The sequence below is a fragment of the Blattabacterium cuenoti genome (assembly GCF_014251235.1).
In the GTDB taxonomy this organism is placed as follows: Bacteria; Bacteroidota; Bacteroidia; order Flavobacteriales; family Blattabacteriaceae; genus Blattabacterium; species Blattabacterium cuenoti_AF.
Map to the genome: position 1 here is coordinate 428,313 of NZ_CP059181.1, position 17,120 is coordinate 445,432.

The 17,120-nt window shown below is 23.4% G+C and carries 20 protein-coding genes and 1 tRNA gene; 13 read left to right on the forward strand and 8 right to left on the reverse strand.

What is annotated here, in order from left to right; translation table 11 throughout:
• Positions 1–19 precede the first annotated feature (19 nt).
• From H0H78_RS02085 to H0H78_RS02095, 3 genes are all read right to left on the reverse strand, one after another.
• Positions 20–523, reverse strand: a complete 504-nt coding sequence (locus H0H78_RS02085; protein WP_185850849.1) for a KdsC family phosphatase — start codon at positions 521–523, stop codon at positions 20–22.
• Positions 524–599: 76 nt separating this feature from the next.
• A complete protein-coding gene (locus H0H78_RS02090; protein ID WP_185850850.1) occupies positions 600–986 on the reverse strand; it encodes a DUF3276 family protein in 387 nt (128 codons plus the stop codon).
• Positions 987–1,042: 56 nt separating this feature from the next.
• On the reverse strand, positions 1,043–2,791 hold the full coding sequence (locus tag H0H78_RS02095) for an ABC transporter ATP-binding protein (RefSeq protein WP_185850851.1): 1,749 nt from the start codon (positions 2,789–2,791) through the stop codon (positions 1,043–1,045).
• A 94-nt stretch (positions 2,792–2,885) separates the two neighbouring features.
• Here H0H78_RS02095 and nusB point away from each other — a divergent pair, with 94 nt between their 5' ends.
• From nusB to H0H78_RS02115, 4 genes are read left to right on the forward strand one after another with little or no spacing between them, the layout of a single operon-like run.
• A complete protein-coding gene (gene nusB, locus H0H78_RS02100) occupies positions 2,886–3,842 on the forward strand; it encodes a transcription antitermination factor NusB (protein WP_185850852.1) in 957 nt (318 codons plus the stop codon).
• A 44-nt stretch (positions 3,843–3,886) separates the two neighbouring features.
• The gene (gene yajC, locus H0H78_RS02105; protein WP_185850853.1) at positions 3,887–4,216 is read left to right on the forward strand and encodes a preprotein translocase subunit YajC; all 330 of its coding nucleotides are present in this window, start codon (positions 3,887–3,889) and stop codon (positions 4,214–4,216) included.
• Positions 4,213–4,845, forward strand: a complete 633-nt coding sequence (gene coaE / locus H0H78_RS02110) for a dephospho-CoA kinase (RefSeq protein WP_185850854.1) — start codon at positions 4,213–4,215, stop codon at positions 4,843–4,845. Before yajC ends, coaE begins: the two co-directional genes overlap by 4 nt.
• Positions 4,806–4,946, forward strand: coding sequence for a 30S ribosomal protein THX (locus H0H78_RS02115; RefSeq protein WP_185850855.1), 141 nt, complete (start codon positions 4,806–4,808; stop codon positions 4,944–4,946). The genes coaE and H0H78_RS02115 overlap by 40 nt, the downstream gene beginning before the upstream one ends.
• Before the next feature lie 20 nt (positions 4,947–4,966).
• On the opposite strand, the gene H0H78_RS02120 is transcribed toward H0H78_RS02115, so the two are convergent.
• Positions 4,967–5,659, reverse strand: coding sequence for a zinc metallopeptidase (locus tag H0H78_RS02120; protein WP_185850856.1), 693 nt, complete (start codon positions 5,657–5,659; stop codon positions 4,967–4,969).
• A 103-nt stretch (positions 5,660–5,762) separates the two neighbouring features.
• Between H0H78_RS02120 and H0H78_RS02125 the strand changes: the two genes are divergently transcribed.
• Positions 5,763–7,046 (forward strand): NAD(P)/FAD-dependent oxidoreductase, encoded by a 1,284-nt coding sequence (locus tag H0H78_RS02125; protein ID WP_185850857.1) that lies wholly within the window; start codon positions 5,763–5,765, stop codon positions 7,044–7,046.
• On the opposite strand, the gene H0H78_RS02130 is transcribed toward H0H78_RS02125, so the two are convergent.
• Entirely contained in the window at positions 7,039–8,109 is a 1,071-nt protein-coding gene (locus H0H78_RS02130) for a chorismate-binding protein (protein ID WP_185850858.1), read from the reverse strand. The two genes, H0H78_RS02125 and H0H78_RS02130, sit on opposite strands and share 8 nt — an antisense overlap.
• Positions 8,096–8,530, reverse strand: coding sequence for a PaaI family thioesterase (locus tag H0H78_RS02135; protein ID WP_185850859.1), 435 nt, complete (start codon positions 8,528–8,530; stop codon positions 8,096–8,098). The genes H0H78_RS02130 and H0H78_RS02135 overlap by 14 nt, the downstream gene beginning before the upstream one ends.
• Positions 8,531–8,638: 108 nt before the next feature.
• Between H0H78_RS02135 and H0H78_RS03030 the strand changes: the two genes are divergently transcribed.
• From H0H78_RS03030 to miaA, 8 genes are all read left to right on the forward strand, one after another.
• Complete coding sequence (locus tag H0H78_RS03030) at positions 8,639–8,779, forward strand: hypothetical protein (RefSeq protein ID WP_238783740.1); 141 nt, start codon at positions 8,639–8,641, stop codon at positions 8,777–8,779.
• 11 nt (positions 8,780–8,790) lie between these two features.
• Entirely contained in the window at positions 8,791–9,183 is a 393-nt protein-coding gene (locus tag H0H78_RS02140; RefSeq protein ID WP_238783741.1) for an isopentenyl-diphosphate Delta-isomerase, read from the forward strand.
• 2 nt (positions 9,184–9,185) lie between these two features.
• Complete coding sequence (locus H0H78_RS02145; RefSeq protein ID WP_185850860.1) at positions 9,186–9,596, forward strand: 6-pyruvoyl trahydropterin synthase family protein; 411 nt, start codon at positions 9,186–9,188, stop codon at positions 9,594–9,596.
• Positions 9,586–10,701: a glycine cleavage system aminomethyltransferase GcvT gene (gene gcvT, locus H0H78_RS02150; protein WP_185851276.1), complete on the forward strand. Its 1,116-nt coding sequence runs from the start codon at positions 9,586–9,588 to the stop codon at positions 10,699–10,701. The genes H0H78_RS02145 and gcvT overlap by 11 nt, the downstream gene beginning before the upstream one ends.
• Before the next feature lie 162 nt (positions 10,702–10,863).
• The gene (locus H0H78_RS02155) at positions 10,864–12,117 is read left to right on the forward strand and encodes an MATE family efflux transporter (protein WP_238783742.1); all 1,254 of its coding nucleotides are present in this window, start codon (positions 10,864–10,866) and stop codon (positions 12,115–12,117) included.
• Between the two features lie 112 nt (positions 12,118–12,229).
• Positions 12,230–13,603: a DEAD/DEAH box helicase gene (locus H0H78_RS02160; protein WP_185850861.1), complete on the forward strand. Its 1,374-nt coding sequence runs from the start codon at positions 12,230–12,232 to the stop codon at positions 13,601–13,603.
• 122 nt (positions 13,604–13,725) lie between these two features.
• Positions 13,726–14,805 carry a chorismate synthase gene (aroC, locus tag H0H78_RS02165; RefSeq protein ID WP_185850862.1) on the forward strand — a complete coding sequence of 360 codons (1,080 nt, stop codon included), beginning with the start codon at positions 13,726–13,728 and terminating at the stop codon, positions 14,803–14,805.
• Positions 14,806–14,810: 5 nt separating this feature from the next.
• Positions 14,811–15,725 (forward strand): tRNA (adenosine(37)-N6)-dimethylallyltransferase MiaA, encoded by a 915-nt coding sequence (gene miaA / locus H0H78_RS02170; RefSeq protein WP_238783743.1) that lies wholly within the window; start codon positions 14,811–14,813, stop codon positions 15,723–15,725.
• Here miaA and H0H78_RS02175 read toward each other — a convergent pair.
• Positions 15,707–15,782, reverse strand: a tRNA-Val gene (locus tag H0H78_RS02175). The two genes, miaA and H0H78_RS02175, sit on opposite strands and share 19 nt — an antisense overlap.
• Positions 15,783–15,841: 59 nt before the next feature.
• A complete protein-coding gene (locus tag H0H78_RS02180) occupies positions 15,842–17,083 on the reverse strand; it encodes a bifunctional folylpolyglutamate synthase/dihydrofolate synthase (protein ID WP_185850863.1) in 1,242 nt (413 codons plus the stop codon).
• Positions 17,084–17,120 lie beyond the last annotated feature (37 nt).

Here is a 17,120-nt window from a genome sequence, read left to right on the forward strand (position 1 = left end):
TTAGTTCGGTTTTTTTTATTTATTCAGTCCATTTCCTTTGAACTTTTAAAGTTTGTTCTATTACATCTCTAACACATCCTTTTCCTCCTTTTTTTGGAGATATATATTTAGATATATCTTTTACTTCTTGAATTGCATCTTTTGGACAACAAGGAAATGCAACCATCTTCATTATTTCAATATCCGGAATATCATCTCCCATATATAGAATTCTTTCTTTAGAAAGATTTAATATTTTGCAAAAATCATTCAAACAACTTATTTTGTTCTCTGTTCTTTGGTAGATATAACGAATATTTAACCTTCTTAAACGTCTAAATACCATTAAATCTGAACCTCTTGTTATTACACATAAGTTATAACCTCTCATTTCTGCTAATTGCATAGCATAACCATCTTTTGCAAACATTTGACGAACCATATTCCCATCAGGAAATAAATTTAAAGAGCAATTAGTCAATACTCCATCTACATCAAATACAAAAGTATCTATATTCTTCATTATATTTCTATAATCTTCCATGATGCAATAATTATAAAACTTTAATTAATTATAGAAATTATATAATATAAAAAGAAGAAAAAATAAAATTTAATATTTAAAGATCCTCAAAATTAACATTTGTAAATTTTTTTGAATCTGATATTCTTTTTTCTTTCATTTCTTGATGATGAAAAGAATGATTTTTGAAATCTTTTTGATGACGTTCTGAAATTACTTCTCTTCCCTTTTCATTAATAATAAATCGAATCATATCATCGAGTATATTCTGAAATTTAGAAAAATCTTCTTTATACAAATAAATTTTGTGTTTCTTATATATGATTTCTCCTGTTTCAGTAAAATTTTTTTTACTCTCAGTAATAGTTAAATAATAATCACCAGCTCTTGTTTCTCTTGCATCAAAAAAATACGTACGACTTCCAGTTTTTAATGTACGTGAACAAATTTCATTTTTTTCTTTAAAATTTTCTTTTTCGTCCATTTCAAAAAATTTAAATATTCCTTAATAAAGCAAATCTAATTAAAAAAAAAGAATTTTTAGTTAATTTCAGAAAAAAAATAACGATGATCTATTATTTTGCATATTTTTCCATTTTTTAAAAAAATAACTAAATCAAAATCAGATATATATGATGTGTCATGTGTAATAATAATTATTATACTATTTTTCATCTCCTCTTTTATATAACGAAGAATAAGTTTTCTAGTTTTTTGATCTATAGCAGAAAAACTATCATCAAAAATGAGAATGCTTGGATTTCTTATAATAGCTCTCGCTATACATATTCTTTGTCTTTGTCCAACAGATAACGTCATACCTCTTTCTCCTATTATAGTATGATACCCTTTTTTTAAATTAAGAATATCATCTTCTATCATAGCGTTTTTAGCTGCATTATAAACTTGATAAGGTTTTACTTTTTTTAGACATCCTATTGCTATATTGTTATATATTGAATCAGAAAAAAGAAAAGATTCTTGAGGAACATATCCTATTTTACTTCTAAAACTATATAAATCGTAATTCTTGATAGACAAATTATCGATTAATATTTCTCCTTTATTTGGATCATATAAACGAGAAATTAATCTTCCAATTGTTGTTTTTCCAGAACCTGTCTCTCCAGTTAAAATTAAAGTCTTTCCTTTATGAATAGTAAAGGAAACTTGTTTAATAGAAATTTTTTTTTTCTTTTCTTTTAAAGAATTATAAATAAAACTAACATTTTTAAATTGTATTTTTCTAAAAAATTTTCTTTGAATCAATTTATTACTATAATTATAACTTATTTTAGGTTTTTTATCTAAAAATTCACAAATTCTTTCTTTCGAAACTTTAGCTCTCTCTACAATAGATACAATCCATCCTAAAATAATAAAAGGAAAAATTAAAGTGTTTATATACGTAAGAAATTCAGCGATAACTCCTATTTCTTTTATTTCTCCTCTAAAATACTTTTTTCCCCCAAAAAAAAGAATTAACAAATGACTAGTTCCTATAAGGAAAATTATAACGGAAGATAATATTGTATCCACCTTTACTAATTCTATATTTTTTCTCCTATATTTTGACAATATTTTTATATGTCTTTTTTGAAAAAATGATTCCGAAACAAAAGATTTAATTACATGAATTCCAGAAAAAGTTTCTTGCATAAAAGAACAAATAGATGATTGACAATTTTGAACTTCTTCACTTCTTTTTGCTATATAAATGCTAATTAAATAGACGGAAATAAAAAGAACAGGAATAGGTATTATTACATAATATGTTAAAGTTTTATCTATAAAAAACATTTGTATAAAAACCATAAAAAATAAAACAATAAGATTTACAAAATACATAATACACGGACCTATATACTGTCGTATAAAAGAAACGTCCTCTGTAAGACGATTCATTAAATCTCCTGTTGAATTTTTTTTATAAAAAGATAAATTCAATTTTTGATAATGAGTGAATATTTCATTTTTGAGATCAAATTCTATCATTCTAGACGTCGTGATAATACATTGTCTCATATGATATTTAACATAACCTCCTATGATGGGAACAATAAGTATAACGCTCGTATATACATAAATTTCTCTTTTTATTAAATGATAATCTATCTTAGATATAGAGGTATTTATAAATATTTTTTTAATTGCATCAATAGATTTTCCTATGTAAGGAATAGGGAAAAGAGTTAAAAAATTTGACAATAAAATTAACGAGAATCCTACACATAAACGTAATGTATACTTACGTATATACTTTTTGCTGAAAATCAGTAAATCAACCATATCTAACCAAAATACAAAAATACAAACTTTTTAAGTTTGGCTTTTTGTTGATGATAAAATTATATATATCATCATATATTTATATGAAAAATTTATGTTGTTAAAAACAATATCAATCAGACGATATTTCAGAATAAAAAGTCTTCAATTTTTATATGCTCAAAAGTTATCTAAAATAGACTCAAAAAAAGTAGAAAAAAATATGCTTCAAAGTATTGAAGGATTACATGATTTATATATATATCTTCTTTATTTAATATTAAAGATGAGAGATAGAGCTATAAGGATAAATAATAAAATAAAAAATAAAACAGGTCTTATCCAAAGGATGGCATATAATTCTATCTTAAAAACATTATCAAGTAATAAATATTATTTACTAGAATATAGAAATCTAAAAAATTCTAAAAAAACTTTATTAGAAAAAAATGAATATATTCTCTCCTTCTTTCTAAAAGAAATGAATACATCTAAAATTTATAAAAAATTTATTCAAAAATCCAATTTTTCTTTCGAAGAAGATAAAAATTTTATTATTAAATTTTATAGAAATTTTATTATATCTAATAATAAAAAATTGATAGAATATACAGATGATTTAATATATCTAAATGGATCAAGTGATTTATACATAGCACATATGATGGTATGCAAAACTTTAAAATTTATTCAACTAACCACTCCAAAGAATTTTAAATTATATAATATTTATAAAAATAAAGAAAATAAAAAATTTATAGTTGATTTATACAGAAACACTATTCTTTACAAAGAAGAATTCAACAGTTTAATCCGTGATACATCTAATAATTGGGATATAAAAAGAATATCAACTATAGATTTAATCATACTACAAATGGCTATTTGCGAATTTTTATACTTTCCTACTATTCCTCCAAAAGCAACTATGAATGAATATATTGAAATAACAAAAATATTTTGTATGGAAAAAAGTAAAATTTTTATTAATGGAATTCTAGATCAAGTATTTAAATGTTTATATAAAAACAAAAAAATTTTTAAAGAAAAAAATAAGGGAATAATAAAATAAATTTTTATTTTTTATATTCAAAAATAAATCCTATTTTCTTCTTTATGTTTTCTCTTTTACAACAAAATCCTATGATAAGCACACTATGGATGTTTGCTTTAATATTTATTGTTTTTTATTTTTTCATGATACGTCCTCAAATACGAAAGCAAAAAATCGAAAAAAATTTTCAAGAAAATATAAAAAAAGGGAATCACATAGTGACAAATTCAGGTATACATGGTAAAATAATAGAAATAACGGATATTATTCTTGTAATAGAAACCATTGTAGGAAAGATAAAACTTGAAAGAAACACAATATCTAAAGAACTAACTCAATTACGTTATCATAATAACAAAGATGATAAAAAAGAAATAAAGAAAAAAAAATGAATCATTTTTTAGTTGGAATAACTGGTCAAATGGGAACTGGAAAAAGTATATTTAGTTCTTTTTTTAAAAAAAAGGATATTCCTATATATTATTCAGATAAAAAATGTAAAAAATTAATGAATACCGTCAAATATATCAAACAAAATATTAAAAAATATTTTGGATATAAATCTTATCAAGACAACAAAGTTAATACGAATTTTTTATCGGAAAAAATATTTAAAGATCAAAATTCATTAAAATACTTATGTTCCATTTTATATCCATGGATATTTTTAGATTTTAAAAACTGGATTTCATTACAGAAAAAAACTATTTATCTTATAAAAGAATCAGCATTATTATTTGAAAGTGGAACATATAAAAATTGTAATCTTATCATAAACATGATTTCTCCTATAGATCAAATGATTGATAGAGTAAAAAAGAGAGATAATCTAAATAAAAGACAGATTCTGGATCGTATTAAATTTCAACTTTCCAATAAAGAAAGAAAAAAATATTCTAATTTCAATATTGAAAATTCCAAAGATTTTTCTTTTTTAGAAAAAAAAGCAGAAATTATACACAATCAAATCATTTCATTTTTATGGGAAAAGGAGATAAAAAAACAAGAAGAGGAAAAATAAGAAACAAAACATATGGAAATCTACGTCCAAAACCTAAAAACTTAAGGAAAAATAAGAAACAAAACATATGGAAATCTACGTCTAAAAACCTAAAAACTTAAGAAAAAATAAGTAATTAAAATTAATCTTCTTCTTTCCTATTAAGAACAGATAAAAAATAAATAAATTGAACTAGACTACCCATTGCTGATATTATATATGTCATAGAAGCCCATTTTAACGAATCTTTCGCTTGATCATATTCTTGATAAGAGACTATATTCTTTTCTTTTAACCAATTTAATGCTCTTTTACTTGCATCAAATTCTATAGGAAGTGTAACAAACGAAAAAAGTACAGCTAAAAAAAAGAAACATAAACCCATTTTTAATAGAATAGAACTTTTTCCTCCACTACTGTAAAAAACTGTAAGTCCAGATATTATTAGTAAACTTGTAAATCTTGAACTAAAATTTAAAAAAGGAATTAAATAATTCCGTAATTTTAACATATTATAACCATGTTTATGCTGTAATGCATGTCCACATTCATGAGCGGCTACAGAAGCAGAAGCTGCTGTATTTTCATAATATACTTTTTCACTTAAATTAACGGTTTTATTTATGGGATCATAATAATCTGTTAAAAAACCTTCAATCGATATAACTTCAACATCATAAATACCACAATCACTTAACATTTTTTCTGCTATTTCTTTACCGCTCATATTATTCTGTAATTTACATTCAGAATAAATTTGAAATTTATCTTTTAATATTTTACTAACAATTATACTAATAGTAAATGTGATTCCTACAATTAAATAATAAATCATTTCAATTAATTTAACTAAAACAAAATTATTAATTTAATAATTAAAATTAAAATATATAAATATATATTTATAGGTTATAACTTGGTAAGTCAAACTTTTAACCATGAATATTCCAACAAAAAATAATCTAAAAAGAGTTGTTATTATTGGTTCCGGATTTGCTGGTTTACAAGTTGCAAAAAAATTAAAAAGAAATAAATTTCAAATAGTCCTTATAGATAAAAATAATTATCATACTTTTCAACCTTTATTGTATCAAGTAGCTACAGCTGGTTTAGAACCAGATTCAATTGCACATTCTATCAGAACAATTATTAAAAAAACTGAAAATTTCTTTTTTAGATTAGCTAATGTTCATTATATAAATACAAAAGAACAAAAAATATATACTTCTGTAGGATATTTACAGTATGATTACTTAATTATTGCTACTGGTTCTATAACGAATTATTTTGGTAATAAAAATATAGAATATTTTTCATTTCCTATGAAATCTATTCCAGAAGCATTAAACTTAAGAAGTTTAATATTACAGGATTTTGAATCAGCTTTAATTTCTAAAGATCCACTGGAAAAAGATAGACTTATGACTTTTGTTATTGTAGGAGGGGGACCTACCGGAGTTGAATTAGCAGGAGCTCTAGCTGAAATGAAAAAATTTGTATTACCTCATGATTATCCTGATTTAGATATAGAACGTATGAATATTTATTTATTACAAGCATCTCCAAGATTGTTAGATGGAATGTCCGAAATATCTGCTAAACATGCATTTAAAAATTTAAAAGAATTAGGAGTAAAAATTTGGTTAAATTGTTTTGTTAAAGATTATAATGGTAAAATTATTTTTATAGACAAAAATAAAAAGATAGAAACTTCTAATGTGATATGGGCCGCAGGAGTTAAAGGCGCAATGATAAAAGGGTTTCTAAAAAAAGATATGGAAGGACAAAGATTATTAGTAGATAAACATTTAAAAACTTTAAATTATCATAATATTTTTGCAATAGGAGATATTGCTTGCATGGTTGAAAATAAAATGTATCCAAACGGACATCCTATGATGGCTCAAACCGCTATTCAACAAGGAAATTTTCTTTCTGAAAATTTTGATCTTATTTTAGAAAATAAGCTTAAAAAGTCTTTTAAATATAAAAATTTTGGAGTAATGGCGACTATCGGTAGAAATAAAGCTGTTTGTGATTTTTCTTTTTTTAAACTAAAAGGATTCTTAGCATGGATTATTTGGATGTTTGTACATTTAATTAGTCTGATTAGTTTCAGAAATAAAGCAATAGCCTTAATGAATTGGGTTATTCAATATTTTCAATATAATAAAAGTGTACGATTAATTATAAGACCATTTAGAAGAAAAAAAATTAATTGAAAATAAATTTTGAAAGAATACTTTTTATTTTTTTTTCCGTTTCTATATATTCTTTTTCTATTTCACTTTTTTTAGTGATTCCACTTCCTGCATATAAAATTATTTCTTTCTTATCCATTTTTATTCTTGCACATCTTAAATTTACATATAGTTCTATCTTATTTTCATTTTCACACAATGGACCAAAAAAGCCTGAATAAAACTCTCTTTTAAATCCTTCATTTTCTTGAATAAAAGAAAAAGATTTTTTTTTTGGAAAACCACAAACAGAAGGAGTTGGAAATATTTGATTGATTAATTGATAACAATTAGGTTTTTTTGAAAAAGAAAAATAAATAGGTGTTTTTAAATGATATAATTTTCCTAAGTTCATAACTCTGGTTTTTTCTACAGAAAGAAATCCAGAATATTTCTTTAAAAAATTAGTGATATAGTTAACAACTATATAATGTTCTTCTGATTCTTTAAAAGTCCATTTTTTATCTTTTTTATTTCCCCAAATAGTACCAGCAATTGCTACTGTTTCCAATTGATTATCATCTAATTTAATTAATAATTCTGGTGTAGCACCTATCCAGAAACCATAATTTAAATCATACCATAAACTAATAAATGCATTAGGATAAGAAAAGATTAGTTTTTGAAAAGTTCTTTTCAAAAAAAAATTATGAAATGGTATTTTCAAATATCTAGATATCACTACTTTTTTCATAAATCCATTTTCTATAGCTTTATAAGCCTTATTAAGTAATGATTTATATTTACATGTATCATTAAAAATAAAATTAGATTTTGATATTTTATTTGTTAATTTTCCATAATAATCAATATTATTTTTTATGTTAGATAAATAAATTTCTTTTGTGTTAATTTTTACAATAGTTTTTTGATCAAAACTACAAATTATGAATAAATTTTTGTCTTTATCAATATTATTTTCTTGAGATTGAGAATAAAAAAAAATTCTGTTTTCATATGGTTTTTTAAATAGAATAAAACTATTCTGATTCCAATAATTTTTTATTATTTTTTTATATAATTTTATTATACTAATTTTTATCATTAATTTTTGGGATAATTATATTTGTCATTTTACAATAACTTATTGTATCTTTCTTTTCGTTATAAATTTTTGTTTTCAAAAAATGAATTCTTCTTCCTTTATAAACAATTTTTGCCATTGCGAATATAAATCCACTTTTAATTTTTCGGATATGATTTGCTGAAATTTCAATATTAAAAATGTTAAATTTTTTTTGATCTATATTAATATTTGATAAGGAACTACTAACGCTTTCAGCTAAAGATAAAGTTGCTCCACCATGAAGAAACCCTATAGGTTGAAGTTTATTTTGATCTATTGCCATTTTTGCTATCAAAAAATTTTTACCTAAATCAATATATTTTATTTTTAAAAAACTTATAAATGTATTTTTATTCAAAAAATTTAATTCTTTTAATATTTCCTTATTACTTTTTTTCATCTTTATTTACAATAATAAAAAAAATGTAATAAATCATAAATCTATACAATTATGTATTTATATTTATTTTATATTTTATTTACATTTGTCCGTCGAAAAAAATAAAATATGGAAAAAAAAAACGATTGTATTCCTTTAATAGGAAAAAACAATAAAATAATAGGTTTTGAAGAAAAAAAAAAATCCACAAAAATGGTTTATTACATAGTGCAGTATCTGTTTTTATTTTTAAAAAAAGTAGAATTTTAAAAAAAAAGCCTATGTTAATGCTGCAAAGAAGATCATCCAAAAAATATCATTCTTCACTTTTATGGACAAATACTTGTTGCACACATCCAATAAAAAATGAAACGATTTTATCAGCAGCACATCGTTGTTTAATAGAAGAAATGGGTTTTGATTGTTTTTTAGAAAAAAAATTTTTTTTTACTTATTATAAGTTACTTAATAATGGATTAATAGAAAATGAATTAGATCACGTTTTTGTAGGTTATTATGATTACTCCCCTATTATAAATACCAAAGAAGTAGATAATTGGAAATGGATCACTTTAAAAGAGTTAATAGAAGATATCAAAATATACCCTGAATCTTATACCATTTGGTTTAAGATAATCATGAATAATTATTTAAGAAAAATTATAAATTATTAATAATGAAGGCTACTATAAATAAAAAAGGTATTTTTTGCGCAGCTCATAGACTTTATAATCATCAATGGAGTAACGATAAAAATATTGAAATTTTTGGAAAATGTGCATATTTAAATTATCATGGACATAATTATGAATATATTGTAAGTTTAACTGGAGAAGTTGATTTAATAACGGGTTTTGTTTTTAGTTTACATGAATTAAAAAACATTCTATTTGAAGAAATAGAAAATGTTTTAGATCATAGAAATATAAATATTGACATTGAATATTTTTCTAAAAAAAACCCAACAGTAGAAAATATTGTTATCTATATATGGAATAAAATTAGAAAAAGAATATCTAATAAATTTTCTGTAAAAGTAACTTTATATGAAACTAAAAATAATTTTGTAGAATATGATGGATTTTGATTTTTTAAAAAAAACAACTTTATATAAAAATCATATAAAATTAGGAGCAAAAATGGAACCATTTTCTGGTTTTCTTATGCCTTTTCAATATGATTCATCATTAGTCGAACATATGTCTGTAAGAAAAAATGTAGGAATATTTGATATAAGTCATATGGGAAAGTTTTTTTTACATGGAAAAGATTCCAAATCATTACTTCAATACATCACGACAAACAATTTATCAGAAATAAAGTCTGGTCAAGCACAATATTCTTGTTTAATTAATAAATTAGGAGGAATTATTGATGATTTAGTTATTTATAAATTTTCAGAAGAAAAATTTCTACTCATCATAAATGCTTCCAATATTGAAAAAAATAAAAAATGGATAAAATATCATATAAAAAATGATAAAAAAAATATACAATTTTTAGATAAATCTAATGATTATTCTATTATATCAATACAAGGACCGAATTCTTTTTTTTCCATTCAAAAATTAACAGATATTTCTTTGAAAAAAATTCCTTTTTATTCTTTTAATATTGGAAAGTTTGCAGGAATAAAAGATATTTTAATATCTTATACAGGATATACAGGATCAAAAGGAGTAGAAATTTATATTCCTAATGAATATGCAGAATATATATGGAAAGAAATACTAAGAATAGGATCCTCTTTTTCTATACAACCTTGTGGTTTATTGAGCAGAAACTCTTTAAGACTAGAAATGGGATACCGTTTATATGGACAAGATTTAGATGAAAATACAACACCTATAGAAGCCGGTTTATCCTGGATTACAAAATTTAAAAAAGATTTCTTAGCAAAAGAAATATTACAAAAACAGAAAAAAGAAGGAAATCATAAAAAATTTCTATCTTTTCTTATAGAAGAAAAAGGAAAAATACCAAGATTTGGTTACCATTTAAAAGATAAAAATGGGAAAATTCTTGGTAAAGTTACTTCTGGTGTATACTCCCCTATCCTAAAAAAAGGAATAGGACTAGGTTTTATTTTTAAAAACGTTAAAGAAGAAAAACATATATTTATTTCTATACGTAATAAAAACATACCTATAAAAATAGTGAAATTACCATTCGTCGATATATGTAATTCATAATATTATATATATCATTTTATTATTAAATAAATAATAAATTTCTCTACAATAGAAAAAACAAGTACAACATATTTAGACCATTTCAAAAAAAATATTTTATTAGCTTTTCCTATACTTTTTACTCAACTTGGAGTTATATCTATTGGTTTTTCTGATAATATAATGGTTGGATTTCTAGGGAAAAAAGCCTTAGCTTCCGTCTCATTGGCTAATGCTGTTTTCTTTATTATAATCATTTTTGGTTTGGGGATATCTACTGGTTTCTCTTCTCTAATAGCATCTATTGATGCTAAAAAAGAATATAAAAAAGGAATTACAATTTTTTATCATGCTTTAATTCTTAATTTTTTTTTGTCAATAATAATGTTTATTTGTGTACATATTTTTTTCTATATTCTTCCGTATTTAGGACAACCTAAAGAAATTTTAAACGACACTATTTCTTTTTTAAATATAAATTCTATATCCATGATTCCTTGGATGATATTTGAAGTTTTCCGAAAATTTTCAGAAGGATTATCTTTAGTTTATCCTAGTTTATTTATTACATGGATTTCTGCTTTTGTTAACATTATTTTAAATTATTTATTTATTAATGGTTTATTTAATTTTCCTAAATTAGGAATAAAAGGAGTTGCATATGCTACTTTAATATCTCGTATAACTATGTTAATAGGGATTAATTTTATATTATATCAATATAAAAAAGTTCGTAATTATTATAATTCTTTTTCTTCTTTTCTATCCATTTTTATTTTAAAGAAAAAATATTTTGAAGAAATATTAAAAATAGGAGTACCTTCTGGTTTACATATGTTATTTGAAATGAGTACTTTTTCTATATCTTCTTTTATAACAGGAAAATGTGGAATAAAAGATTTAGCTGCTCATCAAATAGTTCTAAGCTTAGTTTCATCTACTTTTCTTTTAAGTACAGGGTTTTCTTTAACTGCAACAATAAGAATAGGAAACCAATTAGCATTAAAAAATTATTATGAACTAAGAAAAATTGGATGGTCTATCATATTGATGGGTACCATTTTTATGCTAATATGCAGTTCTATTTTTATTTTATTTAGAAATTATATACCCTATATGTATATAAAAAATGATATGGAAGTCATCGATATAACTAAAAAAATCATTGTTATAGCTAGTATATTTCAATTATTCGATGGAATACAAGGATTCATACTTGGAGCTTTAAGAGGAATACAGGATGTTAAAATACCTATGAGAATAAGTTTTTTTTCTTATTGCGTTATTGCATTACCTATAGCTTGGTTTTTATCTATTCATCTTAAATTTGGAGGAATAGGAGTCTGGATAGGTCTATCTTTAGGTATTATTATCTCATCTATACTTCTTCTCATAAGATATGAAAGAATAACTAAAAATCTTCTGAAAAAAGAATAAAATTTTTTCTTTATTTTTTTCTTCTGAGGACTGAATTAAATACATATATTTGTTATTTATAATTTTTTGATTATAAATAAATTCTCTTTATTTTTTAATATCGTATGTTTCTATGAAAACATTTAAAGATTATCATTTTTTAAATGATAAAATTCTTCTTGCCCTAGAAGATATTGGTTTTATATCTCCAACTCCTATACAAGAAAAAGTAATTCCATATTTACTTAAATCAGAAAAGGATATCATAGCTTTATCTCAAACAGGAACTGGAAAAACAGCTGCTTTTGGTTTACCAATTATTCAAAAAATAAATTTAAAAATACATTTTCCTCAAGCTTTAATATTATGTCCAACCAGAGAACTTTGTGTACAAATCACACGTGATATTTTTCGTTTTTCTAAACATATGTCATTAATAAAATCCATATCACTATATGGAGGGGTAAGTATTGAAAATCAAATTATTTCTTTAAGAAAAAAAGTCCATATTGTAGTAGGAACTCCTGGAAGAGTGATCGATTTAATACAAAGAAAAAAATTTTATCTATCTAAAATACGATTTTTAGTTTTAGATGAATCAGATGAAATGTTAGATATGGGTTTTAAAGAAGAAATAGATTCTATTATAAATAGATTACCAAAAGAACGGCAAAGTTTACTTTTTTCTGCTACGATGTCTAAATATATGAATAAGATAGCTCATACTTATTTAAAAAATCCTATAGAAATTATCATAGGAAAAAAAAATATAGGACCTAATAATGTTAAACACTCATATTTTATAGTAAATGATCAAAATAAATACCTTTCTCTAAAACGAATTCTAGATATCAATCTAGGTATCTATGGTATTATATTTTGCAAAACAATAAAAGAGACTATAAGAATAGCGGAATACTTAGTCAAAGATGGATATAATGCAGAAGCTCTTTATGGAGATCTTCCACAAAAAAAACGTGAGTATGTAATGAATAGATTTAGAAAAAAAATTACACAGTTTTTAGTAGCTACAGATATTGCCTCCAGAGGTATAGATGTAAAAGACATTACTCATATAATTAATTATAATATACCAAATGAATGTAAAACTTATGTACATAGAAGTGGTAGAACTGGAAGAGCAGGAAGTTATGGAACTTCCATTTGCATAATACATTCTAAAGAAACTAAAAATTTACGTCAATTTGAAAAAAAGATAGGAAAAAATTTTGAAAAAATAAAAATTCCTTCTGAGAAAGAAATATGTAAAAAAAAACTTTTCTATTTTATAGAAAAAGTAAAAAAAACTGTTGTAGATGAAAAATCTATGAGACCTTTTTTACCTGAAATACAAAGAGAATTAGAACTTTTTAATAAAGAAGAATTGATTAAACGTTTTTCTTGGATAGAAATTCATCGTTTTCTTTCTTCTTATAAAAATTCTAAGGATCTTAATCCTCCTATTTTTTCATCTAAAAAAAATGTTTTTTTAACTAGAAAAAATTAAAAATAGAATCTTTATCTAAACTTTTCCTAAATTTATAGAATTAAATAATCTTTAATAGGATCTTTTTTACATACAAGAAAATCTTTTTTTTTGAAAAAAATTTAAAAAATTATAAATGATTTATGGCAGGTAATATTTTTGGAAACTTATTTAGAATTACAACCTTTGGAGAAAGCCATGGAGAAGCTTTAGGAGGAATCATAGATGGATGTCCTGCTGGAATAGAACTAAATTTTGAAGAAATACAAAATGAACTAAATAGAAGAAGACCTGGGCAATCTTCTATTGTTACTCAAAGAAATGAACCTGATAAAGTTAATTTTCTTTCAGGAATTATAGGTAATAAAACTACAGGGACCCCTATTGGTTTTATTATTTATAATAAAGATCATAAATCTGAAGATTATAAACATATTCAGGATATTTATCGTCCTTCTCATTCTGATTTTACATATGAGAAAAAATATGGAATAAGGGATTATAGAGGAGGAGGACGTTCATCTGCTCGTGAAACTATATCTAGAGTTGTAGCTGGATCAATAGCAAAGCAATTAATCAAAGATATGAAAATTATATCTTACGTTTCTTCAGTTGGAAATATATCTATAAATAAATCTTATCAAGACTTAGATTTGTCTAAAATTGAAGAATCAACGATAAGATGTCCAGACACATATACTTCAAATAAAATGATATCATTAATTCAAAAGGTAAAGAAAAAAGGAGATACAATAGGAGGAACTATTACTTGTGTAATTAAAAATGTACCTGTAGGAATAGGTGAACCTATTTTTGATAAACTCCATGCAGAATTAGGTAAGGCTATGCTTTCTATTAATGCTGTCAAAGGATTTGAATATGGAAGTGGTTTTTTTGGATCAGAATTAACAGGTTCTAAACATAATGATTTATTTAATAGTGATGGAAGTACAAAAACAAATTTCTCTGGAGGTATTCTAGGAGGGATATCAAATGGAATGGATATTTACTTTAGAGTAGCTTTTAAACCTGTAGCTACTATTATACAAAAACAAAAAACTTTAGATAAACATGGAAATTTAGTTTTTATGAAAGGAAAAGGAAGACACGATCCATGTGTTTTACCTAGAGCTATTCCAATTGTAGAATCTATGACGGCTTTAGTTCTTGCAGACTACTGGATGTATAGAAAGTTATCTAAATATTCATTAATAAGAAATTAAAATCATTGTTTTTAGTTTTAATATTGGGTCCAACAGGAATAGGAAAAACATCTTTATCCATTTTTTTAGCAAAAAAATTAAAAACACAAATTTTATCTTGTGATTCTAGACAATTTTTTAAAGAATTGAAAATAGGAACTTCTATGCCTAATCTAAAAGATAGAAAATCTATTCCACATCATTTTATTGGTCATTTAAGTATACATGATAATTATAACGCTAGACTTTTTGAAATAGATTCCTTAAAAAAAATGCAAAAATTATTTCTAATACATCCTATTTTGATTATGGTAGGAGGTTCTGGTTTATATGAAAAATCCGTTACTGAAGGATTATCGGAAATACCAAAAATTGATGTGAATATAAGAAATGATCTAATTTTTAACTTTAAAAAAAAAGGAATTTCCTTTCTTAAAGAAGAATTGAATAAAATAGAAAAAAAAAATATACCCTTAATAGATCTAAATAATCCTAGACGTTTAATTAGATTTTTAGAAATAATAAAATCAACAGGAAAACCCCCCCATGTTTTTTTCAAAAAAAAAAGAAGAAATTTTTCTATTATAAAAATAGGATTAACATTACCTAGAGATGAATTATATTCCAAAATTAATACAAGAGTGGAAAAAATGATAAAAATGGGGCTTTTTGAAGAAGCAAAGACGTACTACATATTTAGACATTTAAACAGTTTACAAACTATAGGGTATAAAGATATTTTCGATTTCTTATCCAAGAAAAAATATTCATCTTCATTTGTTGATGTTATAGAAAATATAAAAAAAAACACTAGAAGATATGCAAAAAGACAAATATGTTGGTATAAAAAAGATTTTTCAATTACTTGGTTTCATCCAAAAAATAGAGAAGAAATATTTTCATTTATTTTAAGAAAAACAAATGGGCAATACTGGATTTGAACCAGTGACCCCCTGCTTGTAAAACAGATGCTCTAAACCAGACTGAGCTAATTACCCTTCTATTAAAAAATAAAATATCAATTCAAAAGTCAAATGTAAAGAAAAAAAATACAATTTTAGAATAAAGCTTCGGATACTATAAAAGTACTTCCAGTTATTAAAATTAAATCTCCTTTTTTGGATTTTTTTTTAGCTGAATAAAAGGCCTCTTTTACCGATGAAAAAAAATATTTTTTATTATTATTAATAAATAATTTTTGTATTAATTGTTTAATTTTTTCTATGGATAATTTTCTTTTTATATTAGGTTCACAAAAATAAAAGAAAGCATTAACAGGAAGAAGTTTTAATATATCTTCTATTTTTTTACCTTTTACAAAACCTAAAACTAAATGTAATTCTTCATAATATTCTTTCTCTAATTGTTTTTTAATCATAAAAAAACCGCCCTCGTTATGAGCAATATCCAAAATTATTTTTGGATTTTCACTTTTAAATATTTGCCACCTTCCTTTAAAAAAAGGATTTAGTATTACTTTTTTTAATCCATTTTTTATAGATTCACTTGAGATAAAAAAATTTTTTCTTTTCTGTAAAATATCTATAGTTTTTAATACAACACTTTTATTATATATTTGATAATCTGCTTCAAAAGGAATTTTATATATCGAATAATTATTCATTTTTTTTACAAAATATATAGGAGAATTTTTTATTAATGCTTTTTTAAAAAAGATAGATCGGACATCTTCAGATATTTGACTTCCAATTATAACTGATTTATTACTTTTTATAATACCCGATTTTTCTAAAGCTATTTTTAATAAATTATCACCAAGAGATTCGGTATGATCTAAGCTTATATTAGTAATAATAGATATTTCAGGATTAATAATATTAGTTGAATCTAAACGTCCACCCATGCCTACTTCAATAATAGCTATATTTACTTTTTTTTCTTTAAAATATTGAAAAGCCAAAGCAGTATTCATTTCAAAAAATGTCATTTTTTCCTTTTCTATAATTTTTTTATTATCCGAAATAAAACTTACAATAAAATCTTTTTCTATCAGAAGACCATTAAAACTTATTCTTTCTCTATAATCTATCATATGAGGAGAAGTATATTTTCCTATATTATATTTTTCTTCTTGTAAGATAGAAGATAACATATGTGTAGTAGATCCTTTTCCATTCGTTCCTCCAATATGAATGCTTTTGAAAAAATTTTGTGGATTTCCTAAATAAGAACAAAAATTTTTTATTCTTTCTAATCCAGGTTTATAATCTTTGATTCCATTTTTTTGATAAAATGGAAGATGATTAAAAATCCATTGAATTGTTTCAGTATAATTCACTTTTTTTCTTATTTTTATAAAACAAAATTAGACTTTT

What these genes read in the sequence shown, in the direction of transcription:
- H0H78_RS02085 (WP_185850849.1), bottom strand. Translation starts at nt 523, where the DNA reads ATGGAAGATTATAGAAATATAATGAAGAATATAGATACTTTTGTATTT.
- H0H78_RS02090 (WP_185850850.1), bottom strand. Translation starts at nt 986, where the DNA reads ATGGACGAAAAAGAAAATTTTAAAGAAAAAAATGAAATTTGTTCACGT.
- H0H78_RS02095 (WP_185850851.1), bottom strand. Translation starts at nt 2,791, where the DNA reads ATGGTTGATTTACTGATTTTCAGCAAAAAGTATATACGTAAGTATACA.
- nusB (WP_185850852.1), top strand. Translation starts at nt 2,886, where the DNA reads ATGTTGTTAAAAACAATATCAATCAGACGATATTTCAGAATAAAAAGT.
- yajC (WP_185850853.1), top strand. Translation starts at nt 3,887, where the DNA reads ATGTTTTCTCTTTTACAACAAAATCCTATGATAAGCACACTATGGATG.
- coaE (WP_185850854.1), top strand. Translation starts at nt 4,213, where the DNA reads ATGAATCATTTTTTAGTTGGAATAACTGGTCAAATGGGAACTGGAAAA.
- H0H78_RS02115 (WP_185850855.1), top strand. Translation starts at nt 4,806, where the DNA reads ATGGGAAAAGGAGATAAAAAAACAAGAAGAGGAAAAATAAGAAACAAA.
- H0H78_RS02120 (WP_185850856.1), bottom strand. Translation starts at nt 5,659, where the DNA reads ATGATTTATTATTTAATTGTAGGAATCACATTTACTATTAGTATAATT.
- H0H78_RS02125 (WP_185850857.1), top strand. Translation starts at nt 5,763, where the DNA reads ATGAATATTCCAACAAAAAATAATCTAAAAAGAGTTGTTATTATTGGT.
- H0H78_RS02130 (WP_185850858.1), bottom strand. Translation starts at nt 8,109, where the DNA reads ATGATAAAAATTAGTATAATAAAATTATATAAAAAAATAATAAAAAAT.
- H0H78_RS02135 (WP_185850859.1), bottom strand. Translation starts at nt 8,530, where the DNA reads ATGAAAAAAAGTAATAAGGAAATATTAAAAGAATTAAATTTTTTGAAT.
- H0H78_RS03030 (WP_238783740.1), top strand. Translation starts at nt 8,639, where the DNA reads ATGGAAAAAAAAAACGATTGTATTCCTTTAATAGGAAAAAACAATAAA.
- H0H78_RS02140 (WP_238783741.1), top strand. Translation starts at nt 8,791, where the DNA reads ATGTTAATGCTGCAAAGAAGATCATCCAAAAAATATCATTCTTCACTT.
- H0H78_RS02145 (WP_185850860.1), top strand. Translation starts at nt 9,186, where the DNA reads ATGAAGGCTACTATAAATAAAAAAGGTATTTTTTGCGCAGCTCATAGA.
- gcvT (WP_185851276.1), top strand. Translation starts at nt 9,586, where the DNA reads ATGGATTTTGATTTTTTAAAAAAAACAACTTTATATAAAAATCATATA.
- H0H78_RS02155 (WP_238783742.1), top strand. Translation starts at nt 10,864, where the DNA reads ATGGTTGGATTTCTAGGGAAAAAAGCCTTAGCTTCCGTCTCATTGGCT.
- H0H78_RS02160 (WP_185850861.1), top strand. Translation starts at nt 12,230, where the DNA reads ATGAAAACATTTAAAGATTATCATTTTTTAAATGATAAAATTCTTCTT.
- aroC (WP_185850862.1), top strand. Translation starts at nt 13,726, where the DNA reads ATGGCAGGTAATATTTTTGGAAACTTATTTAGAATTACAACCTTTGGA.